This is a genomic window from Mesorhizobium sp. AA22, from assembly GCF_001672375.2.
Taxonomy (GTDB): Bacteria; Pseudomonadota; Alphaproteobacteria; order Rhizobiales; family Rhizobiaceae; genus Mesorhizobium; species Mesorhizobium wenxiniae.
The window spans coordinates 3,745,816-3,762,962 of sequence record NZ_CP048406.1 but is presented as its reverse complement, the minus strand read 5'-3'; the positions used below and the strand labels follow the sequence as shown (position 1 = coordinate 3,762,962).

Annotated in this window: 14 protein-coding genes and 1 pseudogene; 9 read left to right on the top strand and 6 right to left on the bottom strand. The window is 62.7% G+C overall.

Annotation, left to right across the window (positions count from 1 at the left end; translation table 11 throughout):
* Nucleotides 1-187: 187 nt before the first annotated feature.
* The 4 genes and pseudogenes from A9K68_RS18145 to A9K68_RS32320 all read left to right on the top strand — a co-directional run bounded on the left by A9K68_RS18145 (nt 188) and on the right by A9K68_RS32320 (nt 5,654).
* On the top strand, nt 188-1,249 hold the full coding sequence (locus A9K68_RS18145) for a glycosyltransferase family 4 protein (protein ID WP_065009602.1): 1,062 nt from the start codon (nt 188-190) through the stop codon (nt 1,247-1,249).
* A gap of 87 nt (nt 1,250-1,336) precedes the next feature.
* A pseudogene (locus A9K68_RS18140) lies at nt 1,337-3,449 on the top strand (amylo-alpha-1,6-glucosidase).
* 154 nt (nt 3,450-3,603) lie between these two features.
* Nucleotides 3,604-5,373 (top strand): trehalose-6-phosphate synthase, encoded by a 1,770-nt coding sequence (locus A9K68_RS18135; RefSeq protein ID WP_065009601.1) that lies wholly within the window; start codon nt 3,604-3,606, stop codon nt 5,371-5,373.
* Between the two features lie 146 nt (nt 5,374-5,519).
* Nucleotides 5,520-5,654, top strand: a complete 135-nt coding sequence (locus A9K68_RS32320) for a winged helix-turn-helix domain-containing protein (RefSeq protein WP_281409480.1) — start codon at nt 5,520-5,522, stop codon at nt 5,652-5,654.
* 45 nt (nt 5,655-5,699) lie between these two features.
* On the opposite strand, the gene A9K68_RS18125 is transcribed toward A9K68_RS32320, so the two are convergent.
* The 6 genes from A9K68_RS18125 to tpiA all read right to left on the bottom strand — a co-directional run bounded on the left by A9K68_RS18125 (nt 5,700) and on the right by tpiA (nt 11,425).
* On the bottom strand, nt 5,700-6,002 hold the full coding sequence (locus A9K68_RS18125; protein ID WP_065009600.1) for a DUF982 domain-containing protein: 303 nt from the start codon (nt 6,000-6,002) through the stop codon (nt 5,700-5,702).
* A gap of 357 nt (nt 6,003-6,359) precedes the next feature.
* Nucleotides 6,360-6,899, bottom strand: coding sequence for a DUF1697 domain-containing protein (locus A9K68_RS18120; RefSeq protein WP_065009599.1), 540 nt, complete (start codon nt 6,897-6,899; stop codon nt 6,360-6,362).
* A gap of 16 nt (nt 6,900-6,915) precedes the next feature.
* Nucleotides 6,916-8,544 (bottom strand): CTP synthase, encoded by a 1,629-nt coding sequence (locus tag A9K68_RS18115; RefSeq protein WP_065009598.1) that lies wholly within the window; start codon nt 8,542-8,544, stop codon nt 6,916-6,918.
* Between the two features lie 146 nt (nt 8,545-8,690).
* Complete coding sequence (locus A9K68_RS18110; RefSeq protein ID WP_065009651.1) at nt 8,691-9,806, bottom strand: L,D-transpeptidase; 1,116 nt, start codon at nt 9,804-9,806, stop codon at nt 8,691-8,693.
* A 212-nt stretch (nt 9,807-10,018) separates the two neighbouring features.
* The gene (gene secG / locus A9K68_RS18105; protein ID WP_065009597.1) at nt 10,019-10,477 is read right to left on the bottom strand and encodes a preprotein translocase subunit SecG; all 459 of its coding nucleotides are present in this window, start codon (nt 10,475-10,477) and stop codon (nt 10,019-10,021) included.
* A 180-nt stretch (nt 10,478-10,657) separates the two neighbouring features.
* Nucleotides 10,658-11,425 carry a triose-phosphate isomerase gene (gene tpiA, locus A9K68_RS18100; RefSeq protein WP_065009596.1) on the bottom strand — a complete coding sequence of 256 codons (768 nt, stop codon included), beginning with the start codon at nt 11,423-11,425 and terminating at the stop codon, nt 10,658-10,660.
* A gap of 145 nt (nt 11,426-11,570) precedes the next feature.
* On the opposite strand from tpiA, the gene A9K68_RS18095 reads away from it, so the two are divergent.
* The 5 genes from A9K68_RS18095 (at nt 11,571) to glp (ending at nt 17,095) form a co-directional block, all read left to right on the top strand.
* Nucleotides 11,571-13,463 (top strand): SurA N-terminal domain-containing protein, encoded by a 1,893-nt coding sequence (locus A9K68_RS18095; protein ID WP_065009649.1) that lies wholly within the window; start codon nt 11,571-11,573, stop codon nt 13,461-13,463.
* Entirely contained in the window at nt 13,460-14,470 is a 1,011-nt protein-coding gene (gene trpD / locus A9K68_RS18090) for an anthranilate phosphoribosyltransferase (protein WP_065009595.1), read from the top strand. Before A9K68_RS18095 ends, trpD begins: the two co-directional genes overlap by 4 nt.
* A 4-nt stretch (nt 14,471-14,474) precedes the next feature.
* On the top strand, nt 14,475-15,326 hold the full coding sequence (gene trpC / locus A9K68_RS18085; RefSeq protein WP_065009650.1) for an indole-3-glycerol phosphate synthase TrpC: 852 nt from the start codon (nt 14,475-14,477) through the stop codon (nt 15,324-15,326).
* A gap of 66 nt (nt 15,327-15,392) precedes the next feature.
* Nucleotides 15,393-15,890 carry a cyclic pyranopterin monophosphate synthase MoaC gene (gene moaC / locus A9K68_RS18080; protein ID WP_065009594.1) on the top strand — a complete coding sequence of 166 codons (498 nt, stop codon included), beginning with the start codon at nt 15,393-15,395 and terminating at the stop codon, nt 15,888-15,890.
* Nucleotides 15,890-17,095 carry a gephyrin-like molybdotransferase Glp gene (gene glp, locus A9K68_RS18075; RefSeq protein WP_065009593.1) on the top strand — a complete coding sequence of 402 codons (1,206 nt, stop codon included), beginning with the start codon at nt 15,890-15,892 and terminating at the stop codon, nt 17,093-17,095. The genes moaC and glp overlap by 1 nt, the downstream gene beginning before the upstream one ends.
* The last annotated feature ends 52 nt before the right edge of the window (nt 17,096-17,147 follow it).

The window sequence follows — 17,147 nt, the reverse complement described above, 5'->3', positions numbered from 1 at the left end:
ATGCGTTCGATCGAACCTAATTAAATTCACGGCCAGCCAATTGGTTCCCGGCAAAAAACGCCCACGGCCTTGGTAAATGGTCGGCTGGCGAATCGCCAATCATCGCCCGACTTCTTGCCGTTGCGGAACGTTCAGGGGGGTGATGCATTTCGACTTCAGCGATGATGTTTGAGGGAAATGCCAGCCTATGAGAATAGCCCATGTGGCGCCGCTCTATGAATCCGTGCCGCCCCGGCTTTATGGAGGTACGGAGCGCATTGTCTCCTATCTGACCGAAGGATTGGTCGAGCTTGGCCATGACGTAACCTTGTTCGCCAGTGGCGATACACAAACGTCGGCAAAATTGGTGCCGTGTCGCGAGCGTGCGCTGCGTCTTGACCCACGCCCGCTGAAATCCGAGACAGCCGCGCACCTTTCGATGCTTTCCGAGGTTAGGAAACGAGCTCATGATTTTGATATCATTCACTTCCACCTCAGCCATTTCCTGCATTTTTCCTTCTTCGAGCATATGCCCGAGCGGACGGTGACGACGCCGCATGGCAGGCTCGACTATGTCGATCTGGCGCCGGCCTATGAGCGTTTTCCGCGCTTTCCGATGATCTCCGTATCCCGTAGCCAAAGCACGGGGCTCGCCAACGCCAACTGGCTGACGACGATCCACCACGGGCTGCCGACCGAACTCTACAAACCGGTTTTCGAGACGAGCCCAGGGGAGCCCTACCTCGCCTTCCTTGGCCGGATGTCGCGCGATAAACGTCCGGATCGTGCCATCGAGATCGCGCTGCGCTCGGGGCTGAAACTGATGCTTGCGGCAAAGATCGGCGACGACGACCGCGCCTATTTCCGGGAGATGGTCGAGCCGCTGGTCGACGGTGACCGTGTCGACTATGTCGGCGAGATCGAGGAGGATAAGAAGGCGGAATTCCTCGGCAAGGCGGCCGGCCTCGTATTCCCGATCGACTGGCCAGAGCCGTTCGGTCTTGCCGTCATAGAGGCGATGGCCTGCGGCACGCCGGTGATCGCCTGGAACTCCGGCGCAATGCCGGAAATCGTCGATCAAGGCGCGACCGGTTTTATCGTGGATTCCATGGAGGGCGCAGTCGCCTCGGTGCCGGGCATGCTGCGGCTCGACAGGCGGAAGGTGCGAGCTGTCTTCGAAAGGCGGTTTTCCGCCGAAAGAATGACCCGCGACTACGTTTCCGCCTATGCGCGCCTGATCGGCGCCTCGGCCGAAGCAAGAGCGTTGTGAGCGGCTTTACCTCGGGGGCGAAACGAGAGGGATGTGTAGCGAATGGCCCAACTCGACGAGCAAGCTTGATCCCGCGGTAGCACTTGCCTGGACGCCACCGCACCTCGAGAGCCGCATCGGCTGTTCGCCCTCAAACAAGGCGATTGCTTTGCCGTGGCCGACGCCTACGGCGGTATCCGCGGCGCCGGCGACGGCTTCTTCCGTGACGACACCCGAGTGCTTTCCGAATTCCGGCTGACCGTCGGCGGCCGGCAGACATCGCTGCTCGGTGCGTCGCTCAGCCAGGACAATGTGCTCTTCACCTCCAACCTGACCAATCTGCCGATGCAGAGCGCCCGCGGCCGGGACATTCCGCAGGGCGCGATCCATATCGAACGCGTCAGGCTGCTTTGGCAGGACCGGTTATTTGAACGCATTACCCTTTCCAATTACAGCCAGGACCACTCCACTATCCGCGTTTCGCTGCATTTTGCCGCCGATTTCCGCGACATGTTCGAAGTGCGCGGCTCGACAAGGCTGAAGCGCGGCATGGCCCATGCTGCCGAGACGGATGCGAGCTCCGTCCTGCTTCGCTACGACGGGCTGGACGGGCTGGCGCGGAGGTCGGCGATATCGTTCTCGCAGGCGCCGGACCAGCTGACGGCCGACCGTGCGGACTTCCTGATTGCCGTGACGAGGCGCAGCAGCAAGGTGCTGTATGTCGAGGTCGGTCCCGGAGGGGCGAAAACGCCGAACCGCGATCGCTACCGCGCCGCCGCGGCCCGCGCTCGCTTCGGCATGCGGGCCAAGCGCCGCCATGGTGCCACTGTGCACAGTTCCGGCCGCGTCTTCAACGATTGGGTCGAGCGCGCTCGCGCGGATGTGGCGCTGCTGACCACGGAGCTTACGACCGGACCCTACCCATATGCGGGTATCCCCTGGTTTTCTACGGCGTTCGGCCGTGACGGCGTGATCTCCGCGTTGCAGATGCTGTGGCTCAACCCGGGTTTGGCGCGAGGCGTGCTGGCCTTCCTTGCCCAGCACCAGGCTACGGAGACATCGCCGTTCAGCGATTCTCAGCCGGGTAAGATCATGCACGAGACCCGCAAAGGCGAAATGGCGGCGCTGCGGGAGCTCCCCTTCGGCCGCTACTATGGCGGTGTCGACACGACGCCGCTCTTCATCCATCTCGCCTGCGCCTATGCGGACCGTACCGGCGACATGGCGTTCGTCGACAGCCTGTGGCCGTCGCTCTGCGCTGCGGCCGAGTGGACCGAGGAGGCGAGCCGGCCGACCGGCTTCGTAACCTATCAGCGTGCCGCCGAGTCCGGCCTCTCCAACCAGGGATGGAAGGACAGCATTGATTCCGTCTTCCATGCAGATGGCCGCATCCCAAAGGGACCGATCGCTCTGGTGGAGGTGCAAGGCTATGTCTTTGCCGCCTTCCGGGGGCTGGCGGCGCTCGCCCGCCGCCGCAGCGAAGGTGACAGGGCCGATCATTGGGACAGCCGCGCCGAGGCCATGCGTGCCGCTGTGGAACGCCATTTCTGGCTGGACGATCTCGGCTTCTATGCCTTGGCGATTGATGGCGCCGGCGAGCCCTGCAAGGTGCGGACGTCTAATGTCGGGCATCTTCTCTATGTCGGGCTCCTCGAGCCGACGCGGGCGAAGCTGGTCGCCGACCAGCTGCTTTCGGCTTCCTTCCATTCGGGCTGGGGGCTGAGGACGCTCGCCGACGATGCTGTGTTCTTCAACCCGATGTCATACCACAATGGCTCGATCTGGCCGCATGACACCGCCATGTGCGGCGCCGGTCTGGCACGCTTTGGCGAGAGCGTGAAGGGTGGTCCGGCTGATGAGCAGTACCTTCGAATCGGCTGTCCATTTCAACATGCGGTTGCCCGAACTGTTCTGCGGCTTTACCCGCGCGCCGGGCGAAGCGCCGATCGCCTATCCCATCGCGTGCCTGCCGCAGGCCTGGTCGGCCGGGTCTGCCTTCATGCTGATGCAGGCCTGCCTCGGCCTGGAGATCGACGGCTGGGACGGCCAAATCCACGTCACCGGTCCCAGGCTGCCGATTGGTATCGACACGCTCACGCTGAGGCATCTGGGCGTTAGCACCAGGAAGGTGGATCTCACCTTCCAGCGTGTCGGCGATAAGGTCGTCGCCTTTCTCGCCGACCGGCATGAGGGCTTGGTGCCGCTCATCGTGCGGACCTAGTTTGGCTTTTCGGAACCGACCGCTGCGCTGCGATTAGCGGAACCGATGGCCCGTCTGAACGTTCCGACGCACGGCAGCTTGTCACGATTGGCCGGCTGCGAATTCGAAAAACACACCAACATGGCCACTGATCGGCCTGAGAATCGTTATTCCAATGTCGGACTATGGCATAGAGGTACTCTGGGTTCTAATCATTGCAAGCCTTGGCCTTTCCGCTGTTGCCCTGGTGTTCTCGATATCCCACCGACGCCACATACCAGTGGCCGCATCCACCGCAGGCGAGGACGTGATATCGGAAGCGGCTCGCACAGTGCTGCGGGAGTTTGAAAAGAACGGCCACTCGGCCGATGCAGCGCTGATCACATGGTCGCCCGACACCTTGCGCAAGATCCTGGCCGAGGATCTGCCGGAGACGCAGGTGATCGTGGTATCCAACCGCGAACCCTACATCCACAACGTCAACGATGATGGCGTCGAACTCTTGGTACCGGCCAGCGGGCTGGTTTCGGCGCTCGAGCCGATCACCCGAGCCTGTGCCGGCACCTGGATCGCCTACGGCGGCGGAACAGCGGACCGTCTCACCGTCGACGAGAACGACCGGGTTGAGGTGCCGCCTGGCAATCCGTCCTACACGCTGCGCAGGGTCTGGCTGACGGAGGAAGAATACCAGGCCTATTATCTGGGCTTCGCCAATGAAGGTCTGTGGCCGCTTTGCCATATCGCCTTCACCCGCCCGATTTTTCGCGCGTCGGATTGGGAGGCCTATGAGGCCGTCAACCGGAAGTTCGCCGATACAGTGGTTGCCGAGGCGCGCAACGAGCAGCCGATTGTGCTGGTCCAGGACTACCACTTCGCGCTCTTGCCGCGCATGATCCGCGAGCGCCTGCCCGAGGCAATCGTCATCACTTTCTGGCATATCCCGTGGCCCAATTCGGAAGTGTACAGCATCTGTCCATGGCGTGAACGGATCCTGGAAGGCTTGCTGGGCAGCTCCATCATCGGCTTCCATACTCAGTTCCACGCCAACAATTTCACCGAAAGCGTCGATCGCTTCCTGGAAAGCCGCATAGAACGGGCGGACGCGGCGATCTCCTATGGCGGGCAAACGACTCTGGTCCACGCTTACCCCATTTCAATAGAATGGCCGGCCGAACTGCTGGCAAGATTGCCGGCCGTCGAGGAATGCCGTGCCCGTGTCCGCGACAGATTCGGGCTGCCTGCGAACGTCAAACTGTGCGTCGGCGTCGAGCGCCTCGACTACACCAAAGGCATTCTCGATCGCTTCCATGCCTTGGACGAATTGTTCACGCGATATCCCGAATGGGTAGGCAAAGTGGTTTTCCTGCAGGTCGCGGCGCCCAGCCGGGGCTCATTGCCGGCCTACCAGCAACTTCATGACGAATGCCTTCGGTATGCCGAAGAGCTAAACCAGCGCTATGGCACCAACGACTACAGTCCTCTCCTGATGGTGGCCGAACATCACTCGCAGGAACAGGTCTACGAGATCTATCGGGCGGCCGACATTTGTATGGTCACCAGCCTGCATGACGGCATGAACTTGGTGGCCAAGGAATTCGTCGCGGCGCGCGACGACGAACAGGGCGTGCTGTTGCTCAGCACCTTTGCCGGCGCTTCGCGCGAACTTCTGGAGGCATTGATCGTCAATCCCTACGATACGGCCATGACGAGCGAAGCGCTGCTGCAGGCGCTGACCATGACGCCGGAGGAACAGCGCGAGCGTATGCGGCCCATGCGCGAGATGGTCCGCGACAATAACGTCTATCGCTGGGCCGGCAGCATGCTTCTGGATGCGGCCCGCCTTCGCAAGCGTGGCGACCTCGACCGGGTGACGGGCAACGGCGAGCGGCCATCGAACAACAATGTCATTTCCATGTTCGAGCGGACAAGAAAGGCAGTCTCGTGACGAGCATGCCGGCCCTTGTCGCGCGTCCTCAACAAAGACCGGTGGACCTGATGATCGTCGACGTGCTGGCAGCATTCCTGCAATCGCCGTAGCAGATCCTGAGCCGCGAGGAGCTGCTCGCCGCCAGCAGGATTCTCGACGAAGAGGTGTTCGACCGCAGTATCGACGTGCAGATATTGCGACTGCGCCGCAAGCTTGAGGTCAACCCGAGCGAGCCGAAGCTCGTTGTCACCGAGCGCGGCGCTGGCTGCGTGTTCGCTGCCTCAGTCGAGGTGCTGTGACGTTGCCGCAGGCACCGCGTTCATGGCGGGGTGCAATATGAACGTTCATCGCCTCAGCGCATGCACGCTATCAACATTTTCGCCGCCCATCGGCAGTGTCATGTCGTCGTCGAGCAAGCGTGTGATTCGGGCGAAGCCCGCAAAAGCCTTCCTTGCTTCTTCTGCCGACATCCGGCCCGCCAGAGCCGCAGAGCAGCAATTCACCGCGCACTGGTAGACTGGCCCACGCCGGCCTATTGGCCATTTACGCAAGAACCCCATCGCTTCGGCTACACTATAAATTTCTTCGGCAGGGCTTTCCTGCCCGCGCGAAATCCGCACAGGCGTAAAGAATTGCAGGCGATCCATCGTTTCCTCCCGGTCGATCGCTACGTGCCTGATCGAACCTTGTTGAATTTACGGCTGACCACTTGGTTCCGGCAAACAGGGCCCGATGCTAAAAAATGAGGCCGGGCCAAGACGAAGTCTCTCATATCGTTCGACCGAAATCGAATCACCAAACGTGACAAGGGTGCGACGAACCGTTGTGCGCCGATAAGCGCGGCTTTCATCGAATGCCTATAGGCCAAAGCCGGCAAACCAAGCGGTTGCCGGTTCCCTCGCGTCGAGGCTCTCTACAGGGAAACGGCGAGTTCCGCCGGAGTCGGGACGGCGAAGGCATGACATAATTGTCCCCTCCTCCCCTAGCTTGTGGGAAGGAGAAGCCTACCCGCCGACCATCTCCGCCAATTTGCGCACTGTGTTCCAGTTGCGGGATGTGCCGACACCGAGACGTTTATGGCTTGTCGCCGCAAGCAACCGCGAACTTGGCGTCTCGCGGGAAAAGAAGATCCAGATGTCGCCGCCGACGGCCTGCATTCGCTCATCGTTGCCGACATAGGCCTCCAGCGCCGCGAGGGCCTCAGCGGGAACGGGCTTGCGCATCACGCGCACCGCTACCTGATCCGCCGCGGCAGCCGATTCGGCGGGAAACGGATTGCCGGCCGCAAGCTTCAACCAGTCATCCGCGCGGCGCACGATGATGTCGACATGGCGGCCGAAGGTCTTTTCGAACGTCGTCTCCAACCGGCGCTCCAGCGCGGCAATTTCTGTCTCTTTCGTCTCGAAGACCAGATTGCCGGTGGCCACCAGCGTGCGCGGGTTGTACAGCCCCAAGCCTTCTGTCATGGCCCTGAGATCGGACATGACGAGACGTCGCCCCTCGCCCAGAACGATGCTGTAAAGCAGAGCGACGTAAGTTTGCATGACGGCCGGTGGCAGCCTAGACCAGCCGCGACTGTTCCACCGCGGCCTCTATGAAGCTGGCAAACAGCGGGTGCGGGTCGAGTGGCCGGCTTTTCAGCTCGGGATGATACTGCACGCCGATGAACCAGGGATGGTCGGGGTATTCGACCGTTTCCGGCAGCACGCCGTCGGGCGACATGCCGGCAAAGACCAGGCCGCAATCCTCGAGCCGCTCCTTGTAGTCGACATTAACCTCATAGCGGTGGCGGTGGCGCTCGGAAATCTGCGTGTCACCGTAGATGTCGGCGATTTTCGAACCCCTGGTGAGGTCAGCCCGATAGGCGCCGAGCCGCATGGTGCCGCCGAGGTCGCCAGTTTCCCTGCGCTTCTCCAGCATGTTGCCTTTCAGCCATTCGGTCATCAGGCCGACGACCGGTTCCTCGGTCGGACCGAATTCGGTCGACGAGGCATGCTCGACGCCGGCCAGCGAGCGCGCTGCTTCGATGCAAGCCATCTGCATGCCGAAGCAGATGCCGAAATATGGCACTTTTCGCTCGCGGGCGAACTTCGCCGCCAGGATCTTGCCTTCAGCGCCGCGCTCGCCAAAGCCGCCGGGGACCAGAATCCCGTGGACCTTTTCCAGCCACGGCGCCGGATCTTCCTTCTCGAAAATCTCGCTCTCAATCCAGTCGAGCTTGACCTTGACGTGGTTGGCGAGGCCGCCATGCGACAGCGCCTCGATCAGCGATTTGTACGCGTCCTTGAGGCCGGTATACTTGCCGACGACGGCGATGGTCACCTCGCCTTCCGGATTGTGAATGCGGTTGGACACCGCTTGCCAGCGCTCCATGCGCGGCTTCGGCGCCGGATCGATGCCGAAAGCGGCCAGCACCTCCGAATCCAGCCCTTCATTGTGATAGGCCATCGGCACGTCATAGATGTGCGGGACGTCGAGTGCCTGAATGACCGCGCTCTCGCGGACATTGCAGAACAGCGACAGTTTGCGGCGCTCTTCCCTGGGGATGGGGCGGTCGGCGCGGACCAGCAGAATGTCGGGCGCAATGCCGATGCCGCGCAATTCCTTGACCGAATGCTGGGTCGGCTTGGTCTTCAATTCGCCCGCCGTTGGAATGTAGGGCATCAGCGTCAGGTGCACGTAGACGGCGTTGTTGCGCGGCAGATCGTTGCCGAGCTGGCGGATCGCCTCCAGGAACGGCATCGCCTCGATGTCGCCGACCGTACCGCCGATCTCGCACAGCACGAAGTCATAGTCGTCATTGCCGTTGAGAATGAAGTTCTTGATCTCGTCGGTGACGTGCGGAATCACTTGCACGGTGGCGCCAAGATAGTCGCCGCGCCGCTCCCGCTCGATGATGTTCTTGTAGATGCGGCCTGTGGTGATGTTGTCCTGCTGGTTGGCCGAGCGGCCGGTGAAGCGCTCATAATGGCCAAGATCGAGATCGGTCTCGGCGCCGTCGTCGGTCACGAAGACTTCGCCATGCTGGTATGGCGACATCGTGCCGGGATCGACATTGAGATAGGGATCGAGCTTCTTTATGCGCGCGCGATAGCCTCGCGCCTGCAAGAGAGCCCCAAGGGCCGCTGCAGCGATGCCTTTTCCGAGTGAGGAAACCACGCCGCCTGTGATAAATACATATCGCGCCATGGGAGTCATCGCTTAACGCGGCCGAATTGATTCCGCCAGAGAAAAAACCGCCGCGAAGGCTTTTTCCCAAGAAGGCGCCCTGCTGATGCTCGAACCAAAACAAAAGGGCCGGCGAGACCGGCCCTTTGGAATAGTCCGTTAAGTCGTCAGATGATGACTACCTTGGTGCCCACTTTCACCCGGCGGTAAAGGTCCATGACGTGCTCGTTGATCATGCGGAAGCAGCCATTGGAGGCGCTCGTTCCGATCGACTGCGGCGCGATGGTGCCGTGAATGCGCAGATGGGTGTCTTTCTTGCCGTCGTAGAGATAGATGGCGCGCGCGCCGAGCGGATTTTCGCCGCCGCCGGGCATCCCGTCCTTGTACCGGCCATAATTCTTCGGTTCACGCTTCTGCATCTCGAGTGTCGGGATCCAGCGCGGCCATTCCTGCTTGTCGCCGACCGCGACCGTGCCCTTGAACTGCAGGCCGTCACGACCGACCGCGATCGCATAACGGCGGGCGGTCCATGAGGATTCGACGAGATAGAGGCGGCGCGCGCTGGTATCGATAACGATGGTGCCGGGACTGTAGCCGGTGAATTCGACCTCTTGCGGCACGAACTCCGGCTTCACCTTGAACTGCTTCTTGGCTTCCTTCCTGGCGAGTGCGGCATCGAGAGCGCGGGTCTCGGGGAGCAGCGACATCGACGAGGACGTGCCGCCGAACAGACCGGCGAACAGCCCGACGCTCTGCGGCTTCTGTCCAACCGGCTCGCTGCGCAATTCACCGTTGTTGCCGGTCAACGCGACGTTCATGGCCTCGGCGGAAACCGGCTCGGCCGACTGGATCAGTGCAATGGGTTCGATGATCTTGACGGTCTTCTTAGCCGGCTTTCCGTCGGCCAGCTGGGCAGCGGACTTATCCTTCTTGGCAAGGCTCTTCTTGGCAAGGAACGCCTGCCGTTCCGCGTCGGCCTTGGCTTTGGCCGCCTCGCGCATCGCCAGCTTCCTGGCCTCGAGCGCCTTGGCTCGAGCGGCCTCTTTGTCGGCCGCAATCTTGGCTTCGATCTTGCCGATTTGGGCCAGATCGTCCGCGGTCGGATTTTTCTTCTTCTTGAGGAGCCTTAGCTGCGCCGTATCGCTTTTGGCGGCGACGTTGACGACGTCAGTTGTTACTGCGGTTTTAGAGGCCGAATTACCCGCCGGCATGGCCGCGTAAGCGGGCCCACCAAGGCTGAGCACGGCACAAAGGCCGGCTAATATGAAGCTGCGAAGCTGCATGGCGAAGATCCGATCGTTCAATGCTTGTTGCCCACGGCGTCGCCCGGCGTCCCCCAAGGACGCCGAAAGTGCCGCGCGCAATCTATAATCGATTAATCGAAGACGCCTCAAGCGCCCTGTCGTGCCGTGCCCGGTCGAATCCTCGGGATCGTGCGGCATTTGCCGCGACTGTGTTCAAACAACAACAGATCGCGGCGCCGGACGTCTGCTGGTTACTGGTTCGGAACCTGCGGCGTTACTGGCTGGGTGACGCCGTTTGTGGCCGGCGGCGTGGTCGAATCCGCCGCAGGCGGTGCAGCGGGAGCCGGGGCTGCAGCATCATTGCCGGAAGGCGGCGTTGGCGCTGTATTGCCGGAAGGTGGTGTCGGCGCCGTGGTGCCAGGCAACTGGTTGAGCACGCCGCCCCCGCCGTTAGTCACAGGCACACGATCGAGAATATCGATTGGCTTCTCGCCATAACGCGCGACGATCGACAATGTCAGCGAGGTGGCGAAGAAAGCCGCCGCCAGGATCGCCGTCGCCCGCGTCAGCGCGTTGGCCGCGCCGCGCGCGGTCATGAAGCCCGAGCCGCCGCCAATGCCGAGGCCGCCGCCTTCGGAGCGCTGCAGCAGCACCACGCCGACAAGAGCGAGCACGACCATGAGGTGGACGACGATCAGAACGGTTTCCATAGCTTACCCTGGCAAAGCCTTGCGCGGCCGCGGATACGGCCGGTGATTTGGAGGCGGGTCAATACAATGCTTTGATGGCATTTCCAAGCCCGTGGCCGGAATATGGGAAGCAGTGCGCCCTTTGCAACGATTTCCCGCTGCGGCACAGCCTATCCAAAGTGCCCCGATAGCCTTTCGATGCTACGAGATATTTCGATAGGCTTCGGCGATACCGAGAAAGTCCGCCGCTTTCAGACTGGCGCCGCCGACCAGCGCGCCGTCGACATTTTTCACGCCGAGCAGTTCGACCGCGTTCGACGGCTTGACCGAGCCGCCATAGAGGATGCGCATCTTCGCCGCCGCGCTGCCAAGCTTTTCCGACAGTTTTTCGCGAATATGCGCATGCGCCTCAGCAACGTCGGCGGCGGTCGGCGTCAGTCCTGTGCCGATCGCCCATACCGGCTCATAGGCTATAACGGTGTTCGACGCCGTGGCGTTGGGCGGCACCGAGCCGGCGACCTGGCGCGACAGCACATCGAGCGTCGCGCCCGCCTCGCGCTCGGCTCTCGTCTCGCCGATGCAGATGATGGCTATCAGCCCGGCGCGCCACGCGGCGGACGCCTTGGCCTGAACAATGGCGTCGTCCTCATAGTGATCGGCGCGACGTTCGGAATGGCCGACGATGACGTAGCTAGCGCCCGCATCCTTCAGCATCTCGGCCGAAATGCAGCCGGTATGGGCGCCGCTCTCCTTCGTGTGGCAATCCTCGCCCCCGGCCCGGACCGGCGTGCGCGACAAAATCTCTGCGGCGTGCGCGAGTAGCGTCGCCGGAACACAGACCAGCGCTTCGGTCTCCGCATCGAGCCCGCTCATGAAGCCGTTGCCGATCATCCTGAGTTCGTTGAGCGAGGCGCTGGTGCCGTTCATTTTCCAGTTGCCTGCGACCAGCGGGCGGATTCCTAGCGTCATGGGATTTGCTTCTCCGGGCAATATTCGGCTGCGTCCTCACTACCAAACTCAGCCCACAAAGCAATCGACAGTGGGCCGGAAGGACGCTATTGCGCTTGTTTCAAACTCGGCGCATGCGAAAATGCGCCAAAAATCGGAAGTGACCATGCTTAGTATCTTGAGAAACGCGGCCGGGACCTGGGTCGCGAAGGCGCTGCTGATATTGTTGGTGTTGAGCTTTGCCGTCTGGGGCATTTCCGGCCAGATGGTCGGTGGTTTTGCGGGCCACGATGCCGTTATCACGGCCGGAGGCACCAAAGTGTCAATCAACGAGTATCGCCTCGCCTATGATCGCCAGATCAGCGTGATGTCGCAGCAATTCGGCCAGCGCATCAGCCGCGAGCAGGCGACGGCGCTCGGCCTCGATAACCAGGTGCTGGCGCAACTCGTGTCGGGTGCAGTCCTCGATGAGCAGGCGCGCAAGCTCGGGCTTGGGTTGTCCAAGGACCGGCTGGCCCAACTCACGCATGAAGACCCAGCTTTCAAGGGTCCTGGCGGCACCTTCGACCGGAGGACGTTCGAATACATACTGCAACAGGTCGGCATGCGGCCGGAAGACTATCTGAGGAATCGCGCCCAGGTGGCTGTGCGCCAGCAGATTGTCGACGCGGTTTCGGACGGCCTCAAGGCTCCGGATACTTTCTTGAAGGCAGTCGCGCTCTATCGTGGCGAAGACCGCACCATCGAGTATGTGACCTTGCCGAAATCGCTGGTCGAGCCGATTGAAGCGCCATCCGACACTGCGCTTTCGGCCTATTTCGAGGAAAGCAAGAAGACCTATGCGGCGCCCGAATACCGAAAATTCTCCTATGTCAGGCTCGAGCCGCAAGACATCATGGATCCGAGTGCCGTGACCGACCAACAGGTCAGCGACGACTACAACAAGAACAAGGGGCGCTACACCACGCCCGAAACGCGCACCATCGAACAGCTCGTGTTCAAAACGCCTGATGCCGCGAAGGCCGCGCTCGATTCACTCAAGACCGGCGCTACCTTCGACAAGATCGTCGTCGCCGAGGGCAAGACGCAAGCCGACACGCTGCTCGGCACGCTGTCCAAGGACAAGATCGCCGACAAGGCAGTGGCGGATGCGGCGTTTGCGCTTAATGTCAACGAAGTAAGTCCGGTCGTTCAGGGCGCCTTCGGTCCGGTGCTGCTGCGCGTCACCGACATCAAGCCCGAAGTGGTGAAGCCGCTGGCCGAAGTGTCCGCAGATATCCGCAGGGATCTGGCGCTGGGCGAGGCAAGCCGCATTCTGTTGGATGTGCACGACAATTACGAAGATATCCGCGCTTCGGGCAGCACGCTCAAGCAAGCGGCCGAAAAACTGAAGCTGAAGGTCGTCACCATCGACGCGATCGATCGCACCGGCCTGAGGCCGGACGGCACCATCGTCAAGGACCTGCCGGAATCGCCGGAACTCATCAAGGCGGTGTTCGACGCCGAACCGGGCACCGAGAATCCCGACCTCACCACCGCCGACAACGGCTTCGTGTTCTACGAGGTGGAGTCGATCACGCCGGCCCGCGACCGCACGCTGGATGAAGTCCGACAGAAGGCGGTAGCCGACTGGACGGCGGCGGAAACGACCAAGCGGCTCACTGCAAAAGCGGACGAGCTCGAAAAGCGTCTCAAGGCCGGCGCCACGCTCGACGTGATCGCGAGCGAGCTCAAGCTTGAGAAGCAGACCAAGCGCGGCGTCAAGCGCGAGGCGGACGACGTCGATTTCGGCAAGGAAGGGGCGGCTGCGATGTTCGGCGAAGGCGAAGGCGGGACCGGATTGATCCCTTCGCCCACCGGCGACGGACAGATCCTGTTCAAGATCGCCGAAGTCTTCGAACCTGCCGGAGCCGACGCCAGCTCGGTGCCGGACGACGCGCAGAAATCGTTCACCGCCGGCATGTCCGACGACCTGCTCGACCAGCTGGTGGCGCAGCTGCAGACGCAGTACGACGTTCGCATCGATCAAACCGCCGTTGCCCAAGCCCTGACCAGATGAGCGCGCTCAAGACCCATATCGCCAAGGTCGCGACCGGCAACTCCCTTTCCTTCGAGGAGGCGCGCGAGGCCTTCGACATCATCATGTCGGGCGACGCTACGCCCGGCCAGATCGGCGGCTTCCTGATGGCGCTGCGCGTGCGCGGCGAGACGGTGAGCGAGATTTCCGGCGCCGTCGCCACCATGCGCGCCAAGATGCTGCGCGTCGACGCGCCCGCTGACGCGATCGACATCGTCGGCACCGGCGGCGACAATTCGCACAGCGTCAACATATCGACCGCATCCGCCTTCGTCATCGCCGCCTGCGGCGTGCCGGTGGCCAAGCACGGCAATCGCGGACTATCCTCGCAGACCGGCGCCGCCGACGTGCTGACCGCGCTCGGCGTCAAGATCGATATCCCGCCGGAAACGATCGGCCGCTGTATCCACGACACAGGCGTCGGCTTCATGTTCGCGCCGGCGCATCATCCGGCGATGAAGCATGTCGGCCCGATCCGCGTCGAGCTCGGCACCCGCACCATCTTCAACCTGCTTGGCCCGCTCTCCAATCCGGCCAGTGTGAGCCGGCAGATGGTCGGCGTCTTCTTGCCTGAATGGATCATGCCGGTGGCCGAGACGCTGAAGGCGCTGGGCGCCGACCACGCCTGGGTCGCCCATGGCGACGGCTATGACGAGATCACCACCACCGGTGAGACCCAAGTGGCCGAACTGGTCGGCGGCGAAATCCGCAGCTTTTCACTGACCCCGGAAGCGGTCGGGCTGAAGCGGCACACCAAGGACGAGTTGCGCGGCGGCGACGCCGCCTACAACGCCCAGGCGCTGCGCGATATGCTGGGCGGCGCTGCCGGCGCCTTTCGTGATACAGTGCTGATGAACGCCGGCGCCGGACTGGTGGTGGCGGGCAAGGCGACGACGCTTGCCGACGGCATGGCGACGGCAGCGCAATCCATCGACAGCGGCCGGTCGCTGAAAGTGCTCGACCGGCTGGTCGAGATTTCGAATGGATAGAGCCGTGTCTGATATCCTGCGCAAGATCGAAGCCTACAAGCGCGACGAGATCGCTGCGGCGAAGGCGCGCGTGCCGCTTGCCGAGATCAAGGCGCGGGCGAAGGACACCGATGCAGCGCGCGGCTTTCTCTCGGCTCTTGAAGCCAAGCGCAAATCCGGCAGCTTCGCGCTGATCGCCGAGATCAAGAAGGCGAGCCCGTCCAAGGGCCTGATCCGCGCCGATTTCGATCCGCCGGCATTGGCCAGGGCCTATGCGAAAGGTGGTGCTGCCTGCCTTTCGGTGCTGACCGACGCGCCGTCCTTCCAGGGCGCGCCTGAATTCCTCACCGATGCGCGCAACGCCGTGACATTGCCCGCTTTGCGGAAGGATTTTCTGTTCGAGCCGTATCAGGTGTTCGAAGCCCGTGCGTGGGGCGCGGATGCCATCCTGATCATCATGGCGAGCGTCGATGACGCCGTGGCCAGCGAACTCGAAACGACAGCGTTCGAACTCGGCATGGACGCACTGGTCGAAGTGCATGACGAGGCCGAGACGGAACGCGCGCTGAAACTGTCGTCGCGGCTGATCGGCATCAACAACCGCAATCTCCGGACGTTCGAAACCAGCATCGAGACCTCGGAGCGGCTCGCGAAGATGGTGCCGGCAGACCGCCTGCTGGTCAGCGAGAGCGGTATTTTCTCGCACGAAGACTGCCGCAGGCTGGAACTGAGCGACATCGATACGTTCCTCGTCGGCGAGAGCTTGATGCGGCAACAGAATGTGGCCACTGCGACGCGCCTGCTTTTGACGGGCAAGGTTCCCGCCATTGCATCGGCCCGAAAATCGGAATCGATTTTCGGAGAGCACGATGCATAGATTCAAAGTGCTAGAGCGTACTTTGCGCGTCCAAACGGACGCACGTCGCTCTAAGACTGACTGACGATGACGGCCGCCCTCACCCATCTTGGCCCGAAAGGCGAAGCCAATATGGTCGATGTCGGCGACAAGGCGGAGACGACGCGCACGGCAATCGCCGAAGGTCTTGTCGCGATGCGGCCCGAAACGCTGAAGATGATTCTCGACGGCGATGCCAAGAAGGGCGACGTGCTGGGCACGGGGCGCATCGCCGGCATCATGGCGGCCAAGAGGACGCATGAGCTGATCCCGCTCTGCCATCCGCTGCTGTTGACCAAGATATCCGTTGACATCGAACCGGACGCGACGCTGCCAGGCCTGAAGGTCACGGCGCTGGCCCGCGTCGCAGGTAAGACCGGCGTCGAGATGGAAGCGCTGACCGCCGTCTCGGTCGCCTGCCTGACCATCTATGACATGGCCAAGGCGGTTGACCGCGCCATGGTGATCTCGGGCATCAGGCTGGTGGAAAAGACCGGCGGCAAATCCGGCGACTACAAGGCGGACGCCAAGGGGGCAGGCCAATAATGGCACTGCTTCCGGTCGCCGAGGCGCTCGAGCGCCTGCTTGAGGATGCTGCGCCCTTGCAGGCTGAATGCGTCGCCCTGATGGACGCCGCCGACCGCGTGCTGGCGGAGCCGCTTCTGGCGCTCCGCACCCAGCCGCCGTTCAACGCGTCCGCCATGGACGGCTATGCCGTGCGGGCCGAGGACGTCGCGTCCGTGCCTGCAAGACTTTCGGTGATCGGCATGGCGCCGGCCGGACGCGGCTTTGCCGGAACAGTCGGCCGGGCGCAGGCCGTGCGCATCTTCACCGGCGCGCCGCTTCCTGCAGGCGCCGACACCATCGTTATCCAGGAGAATGCCAGGGATCTCGGCGGCGGCAGCGTCGAAGTGACCGCGTCGACGGTTGAAGGCCGCAACATCCGCCGCCTCGGGCTCGATTTCTCGAAGGGCGACGTCCTGCTGGAGAAAGGCCGCCCGCTTGATCCGGCGGCATTGTCGCTGGCGGCTTCGGCCAACCACCCGCAGGTCAGCGTGGTGAAACGGCCGCTGATCGCCATCATCGCCACCGGCGACGAATTGCTGCCGCCGGGCAGCGACCTTGGCCCCGACCAGATCATCTCGTCCAATGCCTATGGCGTCGCCGCCGCGGCCCGCTCGGTCGGCGCCAGCGCGCTCGATCTCGGCATCGCCCCCGACCGCAAGGAGGCGATCGCCACGCTGGTGAAACAAGCGGTCGACGCAGGCGCCGATGTCATTGTCACGCTGGGCGGCGCCTCGGTCGGCGACCATGACCTGGTCCATGACGTGCTGACCGGTGAAGGCATGACGCTCGATTTCTGGAAAATCGCCATGCGGCCCGGCAAGCCGTTGATGTTCGGGCGGCTGGGCGACACCCGCTGCATCGGCCTGCCTGGCAATCCGGTGGCGAGCCTGGTCTGCACGCAGCTCTTTCTGAAGCCGCTGCTTGCGCGGCTCGGCGGCCGCGCCTTCCGGCAGGACATGCGTCAGGCGCGGCTCGGCGCCACCATGCCGGCCAACGATCTCAGGCAGGACTATGTACGCGCGGTGGTGAAGGAAGAAGCCGGCACGCCACTGGCGACCCCGTTCGGCGTCCAGGATTCCTCGATGCTCAAAATGCTGGCCGACGCCAACGGGCTGATTGTGCGCGAGCCATTCGCTCCCCCAGCCGCGACGGGCGCCGCATGCAGCGTGCTGATGCTACGCTGAACAAAACGTCAACACATTCATTGAACTTTAAACGGTTGCGGAACACAACTGG